Raw genomic sequence first — 12,928 nt, 5'->3', positions numbered from 1 at the left:
TCATTTAAAAAAGATGAAAAAATGCACATAAAAAAAGCCCTAAGTTTCATCATAGGGCTTTTTCTGCATCATGATTTTTTGATTTTATGCTGGCGCAAGAGTAAACAAAGCTTGCCCTGTTTTTACGGTTTGTGCTTTATCAATCAGAATGGTATCAACTTTCATTTTTGCTGGTGCGATGATGGGAATCTCTATTTTCATTGCTTCAATCACAGCAAGAGTTTCGCCCTCCTCGATGATATCACCCACTGAACACTCAATTTTCCAAACTGATCCCGGCATGTGTGATTCCACGAGCATCCCACCATCTGGAATACTAATTTCAGTATCATCAATCAAAATATCGATCTGATCCGAGACATATTCAGCTAGACCCGCTTCATGCCATCTTTGTCTTTCAGCTTCAAAATTAGATTGCTGAACTTGTTTGAACGCACCAATACTTTGTTCATTCTCTTTTAGAAATGCATTGTATTCTTTAAGGTTCAAAACACCTTCTTCAATGCGTAGCTGTAAACGACCCGCTTTGAATGATTCACGCATTTCTAACAGTTCTTCTTCAGATACTTCATAGAATCGAATTTGATCGAAGAATCGTAATAGCCACGGTTTATTTTTTTCAAAATTAGGATTTTGACGATAACGGCTCCAAACCTGTGTCGTTCGCCCAACAAACTGATAGCCACCCGGTCCTTCCATGCCGTACACACACATATATGCACCGCCGATACCGACTGCATTTTCAGGTGTCCATGTACGTGCTGGATTATATTTTGTCGTCACCAAACGATGTCTAGGATCTAGTGGTGTTGCTACCGGTGCACCAAGGTAAACATCACCTAGTCCCATCACAAGATATGAAGTGTTATACACCACATCTTTAACAGCTTGCTTCGACTCCAGACCATTAATACGGCGGATAAACTCAATATTATCAGGACACCACGGTGCATCTGGTCTTACCAATTGCATATATTTTTCAGTAGCAAGTTGAGTTTGAGAGTCTTCCCAAGCGAGTGGCAAATATACCGTTCTCGATGCAACCTGCATGTTTTCTATGTCTGGTAACTCACTTTCGGCAGCCTGCAATAATTTCAATAATTCAAGCTGATCTAAAATTGTTGAATCAAAATGAATTTGTAAAGATCGAATACCCGGTGTAAGGTCAATAATGCCTTTTATATTTTGTTGTTGAACCCACTGCATCAAAGCATGAATACGGAATCTCAGATTTAAGTCTAAAACTAGTTCTCCGTATTCAACTAATAAATAATGATTCCCAGCAGGTCGATACGTTACATTTGGTTTATCCTCAGCTTGCTCTAAGGTCGCCAAGACAGCATTTGCTAATGTAATTTCTTCAGACTCAATTTGTGGCTGATAATTTATCTTTACCGTAGTTTCATCCGCCATTGAAGCTTGATAACGCTGTTCTAAGCGTTGTGCTTGCGTGTAACTCACAGGGATAAACTTCACTTTATCTCCTGCTTTTAACTGCCCAAGCTTCCATAATTCAGAATTTACAACCACAGCAGGACAAACAAAACCGCCTAAACTTGGGCCATCAGGTCCTAAAATAATCGGCATATCCCCTGTAAAATCAATTGCACCGATTGCATAAGCATTATCATGGATATTCGAAGGATGTAATCCTGCCTCTCCACCATCAATACGGGCCCATTCAGGTTTAGGTCCAATTAAGCGAACACCTGTACGACTTGAGTTGAAATGGATTTCCCATTCTTGCTCAAAAAACATAGAAATATCATTTTGGGTGAAAAAGTCAGGTGCCCCATGTGGGCCATACATCACCGCAATTTCCCAGTTTGTTTGAAATGTTGGTATTTGTTCTGGATTTAAAGAGATGGATTCAGTCTGCTCCGATGCAAATATTGGCAACATATCTCCAATAAGTAAATTTCTACCCGCATGACCTCCAAATTGCCCTAATGTAAATGTCGCTAAACTGCCTAAATATTCAGGAACATTAAAGCCCCCTTTTATTCCGATATAACTTCGGCAACCCGTAACGACACGACCGCATTTTAAAATCTGTCCTTTTGAAACATTAATCGTTGACCACATTGGAAGCGCTTGGCCATCTAAGCTGGCTTCCATGTCGCCACCTGTCAATATAATCTGGCTATTACAATGAAATTTCAACGTCGGCCCTTGCAACGTGCACTCTAAGCCAGCCGTGTTAAATGCATTACCAAGTAATTGATTGGCTACATTCAAACTTAATGCATCCATAGCTCCCGAAGGTGGAACACCCACGTCCCAATATCCTAATCTCCCCGTTACATCTTGGATGGCTGTTTGAATACCTGCCTGCAACACTTCTATTTTTTGTGTTTTCCATGCAAAAGTATTTAAAAAACGTGTTGTTTGCGTGCCTTGTTTAAAGGTTTCAGAATCAATAATTTCCTGTAAATATTCTAGATTTGTTTCAATCCCTGCAATCTCAGTATAGCTTAGGCTATTTTGCATCGCCGATATTGCATGATCACGGTCTTTGGCTGTCACAATAATTTTAGCGATCATTGGGTCATAAAAAGAGGAAACGTTTGATCCCGTTTCAACCCAAGTTTCTACACGAGCGGCTGGATCAAATGTAACATTCGTCAATAAGCCTGCACTCGGTTGGAAATTTTTAATTGGATCTTCAGCATATAATCTGACCTGAATAGAATGCCCTGAAGATTGCAATTTTTGCTTGGGTGCTTCCCAATCGCCACTTGCTAAGGTCACCATCCATTCTACTAAATCAACGCCATACACTTGTTCAGTTACACCATGCTCAACTTGTAAGCGTGTATTAACCTCCAAGAAATAAAACGCTTGACTATCGGTGTCCATGACAAATTCAACTGTACCCGCTGAACGATATTGCACAGATTCCATCAGTTGAATAGCAACATTTTGAATATATTGACGTTGCTGATCATCTAAATGAGGTGCTGGAGTTTCTTCAATCACCTTTTGATTACGACGTTGAACCGAACAATCACGTTCACCGAGAGCAATGACATTTCCTTTGCCATCACCAAAAATTTGAACTTCGATATGACGTGCATTCTGAACAAATTTTTCTAAATACAATCCTGCATCTTTGAAATTGGCTTGTGCAAGATAGGAGACCGTTTGATAAGCATCTTTTAATTCGGTTTCATTCCAAACCAAACGCATCCCAATACCGCCACCACCCGCAGTACTCTTGAGCATGACGGGATAACCAATCAAATCTGCTTGTTGAATCGCATCCGCTTGATCAAGTAATAATTGACTACCGGGTAACAAAGGCACATTATTTTGAATTGCTAATTCACGAGCGGTATGTTTAAGACCAAAATCAAGCATTTGCTGAGCAGTTGGCCCAATAAAAACAATTCCATTTTTCTCACATAATTCACTGAAAGCCGCATTTTCTGATAAAAAACCATAACCCGGATGAATCGCTTCGGCACCTGATGCTTTTGCAGCAGCCAGAATCTTATCAATATTTAAATAGCTTTCTTGCGCAGACGAAGGGCCAATAAAAATCGCTTCATCCGCTAAAGTGACATGTAAAGAATCTCGATCTGCTTCTGAGTAGACTGCAATAGATTGAATACCTAATTTTTTTAATGTACGGATGACTCGACACGCAATCGCTCCACGATTGGCAATTAATACTTTATTAAACATAATTCGCCTCTCAAGCTTCACGTACAATTAATTGAATTTTTGTCGGGTTGTAGGCGTTACATGGATTATTCAATTGTGGGCAATTCGAAATTAAAACAATCAAATCCATCTCTGCTTGAAGCTCTACATATTTACCTGCTGCTGATACGCCGTCTTCAAACTTTAAATGTCCTTCGGTGCTTACAGGAACATTCATAAAGAAGTTAATGTTTGGACCAATATGACTGACGTTCAGTTGATGTTTTTTTGCAATCGGATGCTGAGCTATGGCATACATAAAATTATTGCGGCAACTATGCATTGGATACTTATCATGTGCATAGCGCACCGTATTACTTTCACATGAACACGCCCCACCCAATGTGTCGTGTCTACCACAGTTATCATCTACAATAACTGCAATAGGACGGGCATAATTACTAAATAGCACGGTACCTTTTTCGAGATAAATTTGTTGATTTTGCGCTAGTGTGTCTGTGGCACTGTATCGTTCATCTGGATTTTCTGCGCTGATAAATAAAGTATCAACGGCTTGATTACCTTCTAAATCTACAATTCTAAAATACTGTCCTTTTTTAACCTCGCACATCCACGCTTCACCTGCTGGGCATACTTCATCAAGGACTGCTTTTTCGAGTTTTTGTAATGCTGACATCTTAGTTCTCCAATCCTTAATTTGATAATGCGTAATATCGTTTATTGTTGGCAAAACCACGTTGATTTTGCGGACATGAATCTTTGCAAATATCAATTTCAGTTAGAGGATTGGCTTTAAATAATCGAAGCTGAATATCAGCAGGTTGATAAGTTTCTGTTTGATCTAAAGGATGTGGTGCCGCAGAAAGAAAGACCAAACAATCCATCTCAAAGCGTAACTCTATTATTTGATGACGATTATCATTTTTGAGATACGTTAATTTTCCATTATCATCAGGTTGAACCTTAGAAAATAAATTAACTGTGGCTGTCAAATCAGCTTGTCTTAAACCAAATTTGGTTAGCTCAACCAATAAACTGTCTAATCCATTCTGAAACATATCATTACGTGCTTGTTGGAAATTTTGCTTTCCATATTTTTTTTCAATCTGTGCTGCTGTACTCGGACCACAAAAAACATCATTCCAACCGTGATCATCTTTCACAATAGATGCCATTACCCGACCTAAATCTGAATATAAAACATGTCCAGTTGACAAAAATGCGGTGTGCTGTGCCTTTAAGCTGTCTGGCATATTAAAACGTTCTAGTTTTTCTTCTGCATTTACGCAAAACAAAGCAAGATTGGCATTTTCATTGAGTGCTTCAACTTGTAATACCGTACCTCTTTGAATACGACCAGACCAATGATGCCCGCCTGGTAATTTTTCATCCCAAAGTATCTGATTGTCGTGATAAGACGATTGATTCATAACACACCTCTTGCGGATAATTTAACCTCGTAATGGCAAAATGCCTGACCTCCCGGGCTTTTATCCCTCCGTGTAGTTCTATCGAACCGTCATCTCTCGGACCAGTCATGTTGATCAACATCGGAACCCTAGACAACTTTTAGCTATGTTTAGGTGAAGCAAAAGACATGCCAAATAAGTATTACGATTTTTCGCATTCGTAATACTTATTTGATCATTTTTAGGGATAATTTGAGACAAGAGATAAAAATTAGCACCAATATGATGCTCTGCAAGAAAAAACTTTGTTTAGAACTTTTAGAAAATTTGAATAAAAAAAGCGCCTGACGGCGCTTTTTTTAGATATACAAATTAGTTTGCATATACAGGGAATTTAGCACAAACCGTTTCAACTTTAGCTTTAACATCAGCGATAACTTTTTCATCACCTTTGCTATCGATAATGTCAGCGATCCAACCTGCAAGATCACGAACTTCAGCTTCACCAAAACCACGAGTTGTTACAGCTGGTGTACCAATACGAATACCAGAAGTCACGAATGGAGAACGTGGGTCATTTGGAACAGCGTTTTTGTTTACTGTGATATGAGCAGCGCCTAACCATGCATCAGCGTCTTTACCCGTTACATCTTCTTGTTTAATTAAAGATAATAAGAATAAATGGTTATCAGTACCACCAGATACAACATCATAACCACGAGCGATGAATACTTCAGCCATTGCTTGAGCATTCTTAACAACTTGCTGTTGGTAAGTTTTATATTCAGGTGCCATAGCTTCTTTAAAACAGATTGCTTTTGCAGCAATTGCGTGCATTAAAGGACCACCTTGGTTGCCTGGGAATACAGCTGATTGAAGTTTCTTCTCGATTTCTTCGTTTGCTTTCGCAAGAATTAAACCAGAACGTGGACCACGAAGTGTTTTATGTGTAGTCGTTGTCGTTACATCAGCAATTTGAACTGGGTTTGGATAGACACCAGCAGCAACTAAACCAGCAACATGCGCCATATCAACAAAAAGGTAAGCACCAACTTTATCCGCAATATCACGGAAACGTTGCCAATCTACAATACGGCTATAAGCAGAGAAACCAGCTACGATCATACGTGGCTTATGTTCTAAAGCTAAACGCTCAACTTCTTCATAATCGATTTCACCTGTTTCAGGGTTTAAACCGTATTGGATTGCATTATAAGTTTTACCAGAGAAGCTAACTTTAGCACCGTGAGTCAAGTGACCACCGTGAGCCAAGCTCATGCCTAATACTGTATCACCAGGATTAAGAAGGGCTAAGTAAACTGCTGAGTTTGCTTGTGAGCCTGCGTGTGGTTGTACGTTTGCATAATCTGCACCAAACAACTCTTTTGCACGGTCAATTGCAAGTTGCTCGATAACGTCAACATATTCACAACCGCCATAATAGCGTTTGCCCGGATAGCCTTCTGCATATTTGTTAGTAAGTTTTGAGCCTTGAGCTTCCATTACAGCTGGTGAGCAATAGTTTTCAGAAGCAATTAACTCGATATGAGCTTCTTGGCGATCGCCTTCAGAAGCGATCGCTTGAGCTAATTCTGGATCAAATTCAGCAATAGAGATATTGGCAAACATTAGCGGAGGGTCCTATAAATTAGGGCTTTTAAGCCGTGCTAAAGATTGGTGCGAATTATAGCATGAAGTTTGCTATTACAGAGCTTGATATTTATTTAATTATTCGTGAATTTTACTCACATTTCACTAATAATTTTATTCTCCTAGAGTTAATTAATCCCTTTTATCTAATTTTAATATTTCTATTGAGAATCGCACAGCTCAAACCCTGAAAAAAATAGGGTTGAGCTGTATGTTATTGCTTATTGTTTGATGATTTGATTGGATGGTAGGAGCACATTAACATCAGTCACGATATTTCCAATATTTGTGGAATATGCTGTTGTATGATCCCATTCTCCGACTCTGTAATTAGAACTAGGAATTGCAGTTCCTACAGATTTAGCTGAGTTAACCAAAAAATCAGTCACTGGTTTAGGTACTGTTTTGTCTAATGTCCCTTGATAAATAATAATTGGAGTCGACACTTTCTTCTGCAAAGGTTGAGAATCTGTGGCTAAAAAACTTGTAACACTTGGAATTGACATAAAGTTAGTTTTTGTACGTGGGTAACCCTCAAGAGTTTTATTTTTGTCTAAATAAATCCCCATTGCATTACCTAAATTCTGACCTAAAGCCTGATAGCAAACTGAATTTTCTGAAGAAGTCTCAGCTGTTGCTGCTATTTCATCTGTTGGAGAATTAAAGACATCACTAAATTTTAAGCTTGGATACTGATTTCTTAAACCAGCAGTAATTAAGGCAGTGAATGTATCTAAAGGAGCTAATATTTCTATTTTCTTAATTGGATTAGGTTCATTATTCGCTTCGCGTTCTCCATCAGCTAAAATTAAAGCTAGATTTGACGCAGGTGCTACAGCAACTGTTCCTTTATAATCAAGCTTCGCACGACTTGCATATTGAGCTGCACCTAATGCTGCTTGACCACCTTGGGAATGCCCTACTGTCATCCACTGACCATTTGTTTTCTTATTTAAACTAGTTAAATAAGCGCGTGCAGCAACCACAGCATCAGTAATTGAATAAGCTTCACTTTTAACATTTAAGAATGGATGAGCATCTTTTTCACTTGGCTCACCTAATCCTTCATAATCAGGAGCAACAACTACATATCCAGATGCTAACAAAGCTTTTAATAAAAATTCATTTCCTCCTAAACCTTGTCGACTTGGCGCGCATTTATCCGCAACCCCGGTTGTACCATGTGCCCAAACGACTATCGGCCAACCATTTGCTGGTGGTAAAATTGAAGCCGGCGGTGTGAAGACAAGCGCTGTTGCCAATACTTCTTTATCATTAACTCCCAACATTTTATAGGTCATTATCACGCTATCAGATGACGCTGCAGCCATACCATTAAGTTCAAAGTTTTTAGGAATTCCAACAACAGGGTCTTTGATATTATTTTCAGGAATCTCAGGTTTAGGTACAAATACTGTCGATCCATTATCGTCGCCACCACAAGCTGTCAAAAACAAAGTCGTGCTCAGCATTGCAACCGTTAATAGTTTAATTTTCATTTAGTTTTTCCTTAACTAATTTTATTTTTAAGTTTTATGCTTAGATGGAATTTATCTAAGGTTATTACATCCACAAGAATTACGCCTATTACGAAATTGTTTCAAGTATTTTTTTATATCCTTTTATGTTTGCTTTTTATTTGCGCAATACATCACTAATTTATTTAAAATCCAGTCAATCAAAGCATGATTAAGCACAGCTCATTCTAAATTTCTTGTAAGATAAAAAGTATGAGAGACTATCCTACCCAATTAGGTTCAACTTTATGCAAACCATTATTTTAGATACGGAAACACATACATTAAATGGTTTGCCTATAGAAATTGCTTACGCGCCAATTGAAATTGAGCGTGGAAAGCTAAGCTTAGATAAGAAAAAGATTTTTGATCAGCTGTATCAAGTTGGTCAACCTATCTCTTATGCCGCGATGGCGGTGCATCACATATTAGAATCAGATCTAGCCGATCAACCTTTTTACAGTGAGTTTCAACTGCCTGAACAAACCCAGTATATTATTGGTCATAACGTTGATTACGATATTACAGCTATTGCAAAGTGCGGCGTAGATACATCAAAAATTAAACCAATTTGCACCTTAGCACTTGCGCGTCGTGTTTGGGAAAATGCGGAAGCACATAATATTTCAGCCTTAATTTATCTCATCTCAAAAGGGAGTGATAAAGCTAGAGAAATGCTCAAAGGCGCTCATAGAGCTGATGCTGACATTATTTTAACGGCTAATATTTTGATGCATATCATTCATCAATTAAACATTGAAAACATTGAACAGCTTTATATAGCTTCAGAAGAAGCTCGTATTCCGAAGAGTATTACTTTTGGTAAACACAAAGGTACTGCGATTCAAGATCTTCCAGCGGATTATATCCAATGGCTTTTACGCCAAGATGATCTTGATCTCTATTTACGTAAGGCATTGGAAACAAAATTAGTAAGATGAGCCCTCTTAGAAAATCTTTTAAATTATTTTCCAGTCATTCCAATCAAGACAATGATATTTAATAAATTGTTAACATTATTGTCATTTTTTAACCTTATCTTAATCCTCATGCTAGATCTTGGGCTTGTGGGGATTAAGAAATGTCTAATTTTTTTAAAACGGAACTCGGGCAAAATGCCCTGCAACAACGTGATAGTGCTTTAACTGCACGGCAGCGTCGTTTATTGCTTTTGATTGATCATGAAGATTTTCAAGAACTTGATCATGGATATAAAGAAAGAATAGCACCTACGGAATTAGTTCAACAACTGATTGATATGGGCTTATTAGCACATCAACAACCCGAATCTATACATATTGAAGAAGAGGTCACAACAGCAGACCATAATGCTTCTACGGCAATCCCACATATTCAACCAGATCAAAATAAAAACATATCTAACCCAACACAAAATCTAGAAGCAGAAATTATTACGTTAGAAAAACTTCCTTTTGTTGAAATCCAACAAGTTATGATTCAAACCTTAACAACTTATTGTGGTTTAATGGCGCGGCCATTGATACAAAAAATACAGATGATCAAAAATTTACAGCAATTAAAAGCTTGCCAAATGCAATGGATTACTTTTCTACAAGAATCAAGAATTCCTCCAGCACAATTGAATCAAACGTTGAAGTTGATTAATTATTCAGTACAGCATTTGCAAACATGATTTAAATATTTTGGCAATTAAGCTTCAAAATCGTTGTTTTAATAAACAACAGATCATATTGCTTACGTCTTTATATTTACCTATATGTATTTTTTGCCTATGATGTGCCACACATGTATGCGCTCATAGCTCAACTGGATAGAGTACAGGTCTCCGAAGCCTGTGGCGTGGGTTCGAGTCCCGCTGAGCGCACCACTTAATATATTGTTAAATTTAAAATATTTTTAATAAGCTTATCTAGCTGACAGGATTTTGACAGGATTTATAAAAAATACGTGTAACGTATGAAATCCCACAGATCAAATAAATATAAAGCATTAAAAAAATTCTTAGGTGAATGGCTGTTTTTTATAAATCTTTTTACCCTGAACGGCAAGGACAAAGATTAATCAATCCTTTAACTTCCAGTTCACTTTTTATGATCTGTACCATATCTATGGATCTATTGCCGTAACTCTCGACTATGGTAAATATAGGACTATAAAAACTGCTGAATCATAAGAAGGAGGACAAGAATGATGTCGCCGCAGGCTATGTTCAAATTAGTGATAAGAAGTTAAGAGCTGCCATGAATGAGATAGAAGAAATTGTTTTAGGCAAAAATAGAAATGCAAATGAAATGTATAGTGAAGAAAAATGAAAAACTGGATCTACTTCTATATAGAACACACTATCAAATACAGCGAGCCATTTGATAAAGAAACTGGTTGGTCATTGAGTTTGAAGAATAATTATGTAGTTGTGAGTACGATTCGAAGCTAATGAAAAAAAATGAATTTTATAGAATGAGCCCATCAACAAAAAAAGCTCACAGAACGTGAGCTTTTTTATTTTCAAATCTTATATAGTTTGGATATAAGTAGCTTGTGGCCCTTTCTTTCCCTGAGCAGCAACAAAAGAAACTCGCTGACCTTCATTAAGAACTTTAAATCCACTGCTTTGAATATCACTAAAATGAGCAAATAAATCTTGACCTGAATCAGCTTGAATAAAACCAAAACCCTTAGCTTCATTGAACCATTTAACTGTACCAGTAGTTGTATCTGACATATTTAAAACCTTTAATAATTTATTGAAAGATAAAATCTAAGTTTCTACTGAGATTTTATCTAATTAATCTTTTATAAAAAAAGAGACTACAAATGTGTTAATTATTTATGTTAATCGATAAAGCTGATTAACTTCAGTATAGAAGCTATTACCATCTAAATTAAAATCAATCTCTTGACCAGAATCTAAAAGTATCTTTTTTCCGACTTCTACCCATTTAAATCCTTTCAAAGTATTTTGCTGGCGTTTAAGAGGGATAATTTGTACACAAATTTCTTTGCCGTTGCTGGCTTTGGCTATACGCCATTCATTAATAATTTTTAGCACTAAGTTACTCATTTAAGAGCTCAAATGATTGATTTGATTTACTATAAGCTAGACAGATAAAAGAAAATAACTGGAATTCTAGAATTTAATAATTTATAGCTTTATTTAGGATTATCTAAGCTAAATTAATTGCTATTTGTTCTTTCCAGAATAGCAACTTTAAATATATCACTGAGCAAAATTAATATTGTCGGTTGGTAGCGGGAGCTGGATTTGAACCAACGACCTTCGGGTTATGAGCCCGACGAGCTACCAGACTGCTCCATCCCGCACCGACGAGTTAGCTTTATAGGCTCTTTAATATAAATAAGCAAGCTTTATATTGATTAATTATTAAATGTAGTTGAATTTGAGCTAATTTTATTCAATTTGAGTGTTTTAAATGAAATTTAGATATTTTAATACAAATAAGCTCTTAACAAAAAATCCGCTCAATAAATCTTATATCTAAATTTTTGCATCTTACTTGGCATATTTAATTTTACGTGCCACTTATCCCCTTTTGGATTTCCAAAGACAACTGCCTCAACCTCAAATGCATCATTTTTTGATAGACCTTTAATTTTTATAAAGTTGCAAAATTCTTTTGCACTGTTTGCATCTAAGTAACCAATTCTCATAGCATCAATATACACCCCCACCTCACCAGTATCTTCTTGAGCAATTATGGCATCTTTCTTTACTCTGATAAATTGCTCACTATCAATACCAATTACTGTTTTTAATTCATTCTGGTAGAGCACTACACTGACATTATGTTCAAACTCTTCATCTTTCTCAAAAAATATTTTACCAATAATATTTAACGTAAAATTTGGTAATTCTTGAACTCTACTTTTTTTCTTAATTTTTTCCTCAAAAACTATATATAGAACCCATGAAATAATTATTAAAAATACCCAAACCATAATTTTACTCTTTTTAAGATTTCATTTATTTTTCTATAAATGAAATATAGAGAGCTAAATTTTTAGCCCTCTATACATTTAAGATCTAATATCGAAAATGTCTACAATTATAGAAATAATAGCGGTTATTTATGCTGCTGATTATTGTCTTTAGGCTGTTTTGTACTGGGATCTTGGGTAACAGGTTGAGCAGCTGGTTTGTTTTGTGGCTCAGACTGCTGCTGTTGTCCAGGTGAAGGATTTTGCTGATTAGGTTGTTTGTTTGAATTATCTTGATTCTGAGACATTAGTGTCTCTCCTATATAATGATGTGCAGATAAATATCTAGCACCTATTCACCATAGGCTCTTAATCTACAGATTGATACAAATAAGATGTGTCCAGTTGTAAATATTACTTAATAATCATTTCCAAAAATCTTAATAGTCTAATAAATATAAACTTTAATCAAAAAATATAATTACAACATCAAATTTTCATTTCTCTTTTTTATAATTTCCAAAAAAATCCTCTGTTTTAAATCCATTCATTAGTTTCTCTCTTTTCCTATCATTTTCTTTTCTAGAATTGGTGCTAAAAGAGTTTACATAAGTATATTCCGTAGGAATATTTATTCTAATAGATGGTGGATTTCTTTTCCCACCTGTAGTTATTCTTTCTATAAAACCTGCCAGCCACAAAATAAACTCAAATTTATTTTCATAACTAGGAATAAGACTTATGTCCAAATGTAAAAACCCTTCATTA

Annotated in this window: 11 protein-coding genes, 2 tRNA genes, 1 pseudogene and 1 riboswitch; of the genes and pseudogenes, 3 read left to right on the top strand and 11 right to left on the bottom strand. The window is 36.3% G+C overall.

What is annotated here, in order from left to right:
• Positions 1-84 precede the first annotated feature (84 nt).
• From uca to AAV96_RS06045, 5 genes are all read right to left on the bottom strand, one after another.
• A complete protein-coding gene (gene uca, locus AAV96_RS06065; RefSeq protein WP_046738671.1) occupies positions 85-3,687 on the bottom strand; it encodes an urea carboxylase in 3,603 nt (1,200 codons plus the stop codon).
• A gap of 10 nt (positions 3,688-3,697) precedes the next feature.
• Positions 3,698-4,342: an urea amidolyase associated protein UAAP2 gene (locus AAV96_RS06060; RefSeq protein WP_046738670.1), complete on the bottom strand. Its 645-nt coding sequence runs from the start codon at positions 4,340-4,342 to the stop codon at positions 3,698-3,700.
• 16 nt (positions 4,343-4,358) lie between these two features.
• Positions 4,359-5,096: an urea amidolyase associated protein UAAP1 gene (locus AAV96_RS06055; RefSeq protein WP_046738669.1), complete on the bottom strand. Its 738-nt coding sequence runs from the start codon at positions 5,094-5,096 to the stop codon at positions 4,359-4,361.
• Positions 5,097-5,143: 47 nt separating this feature from the next.
• Positions 5,144-5,239, bottom strand: a riboswitch (guanidine-I (ykkC/yxkD leader).
• 208 nt (positions 5,240-5,447) lie between these two features.
• Positions 5,448-6,704 (bottom strand): serine hydroxymethyltransferase, encoded by a 1,257-nt coding sequence (gene glyA / locus AAV96_RS06050; RefSeq protein ID WP_046738668.1) that lies wholly within the window; start codon positions 6,702-6,704, stop codon positions 5,448-5,450.
• 242 nt (positions 6,705-6,946) lie between these two features.
• Entirely contained in the window at positions 6,947-8,224 is a 1,278-nt protein-coding gene (locus tag AAV96_RS06045) for an alpha/beta fold hydrolase (RefSeq protein WP_046738667.1), read from the bottom strand.
• 266 nt (positions 8,225-8,490) lie between these two features.
• Between AAV96_RS06045 and AAV96_RS06040 the strand changes: the two genes are divergently transcribed.
• The 3 genes from AAV96_RS06040 (at position 8,491) to AAV96_RS06030 (ending at position 10,091) form a co-directional block, all read left to right on the top strand.
• Positions 8,491-9,183 (top strand): 3'-5' exonuclease, encoded by a 693-nt coding sequence (locus tag AAV96_RS06040; RefSeq protein ID WP_046738666.1) that lies wholly within the window; start codon positions 8,491-8,493, stop codon positions 9,181-9,183.
• A gap of 140 nt (positions 9,184-9,323) precedes the next feature.
• Entirely contained in the window at positions 9,324-9,896 is a 573-nt protein-coding gene (locus AAV96_RS06035; protein ID WP_046738665.1) for a hypothetical protein, read from the top strand.
• Between the two features lie 119 nt (positions 9,897-10,015).
• Positions 10,016-10,091: transfer RNA gene (locus tag AAV96_RS06030), tRNA-Arg, on the top strand.
• A 645-nt stretch (positions 10,092-10,736) separates the two neighbouring features.
• Here AAV96_RS06030 and AAV96_RS06025 read toward each other — a convergent pair.
• The 6 genes and pseudogenes from AAV96_RS06025 to AAV96_RS18255 form a co-directional block, all read right to left on the bottom strand.
• On the bottom strand, positions 10,737-10,946 hold the full coding sequence (locus tag AAV96_RS06025; RefSeq protein WP_046738664.1) for a cold-shock protein: 210 nt from the start codon (positions 10,944-10,946) through the stop codon (positions 10,737-10,739).
• A 105-nt stretch (positions 10,947-11,051) separates the two neighbouring features.
• On the bottom strand, positions 11,052-11,285 hold the full coding sequence (locus AAV96_RS06020) for a hypothetical protein (protein WP_046738663.1): 234 nt from the start codon (positions 11,283-11,285) through the stop codon (positions 11,052-11,054).
• Positions 11,286-11,468: 183 nt separating this feature from the next.
• A tRNA-Met gene (locus AAV96_RS06015) sits at positions 11,469-11,545 on the bottom strand.
• A 159-nt stretch (positions 11,546-11,704) separates the two neighbouring features.
• The gene (locus AAV96_RS06010; RefSeq protein WP_046738662.1) at positions 11,705-12,181 is read right to left on the bottom strand and encodes a hypothetical protein; all 477 of its coding nucleotides are present in this window, start codon (positions 12,179-12,181) and stop codon (positions 11,705-11,707) included.
• A gap of 125 nt (positions 12,182-12,306) precedes the next feature.
• Positions 12,307-12,468 (bottom strand): hypothetical protein, encoded by a 162-nt coding sequence (locus AAV96_RS18260; protein WP_171249129.1) that lies wholly within the window; start codon positions 12,466-12,468, stop codon positions 12,307-12,309.
• A 189-nt stretch (positions 12,469-12,657) separates the two neighbouring features.
• A pseudogene (locus AAV96_RS18255) lies at positions 12,658-12,928 on the bottom strand (hypothetical protein); the annotation flags it as partial.

It is taken from the genome of Acinetobacter sp. AG1 (assembly GCF_001005525.1).
GTDB lineage: Bacteria > Pseudomonadota > Gammaproteobacteria > Pseudomonadales > Moraxellaceae > Acinetobacter > Acinetobacter modestus.
This window is presented reverse-complemented; position numbering and strand designations above follow the sequence as displayed.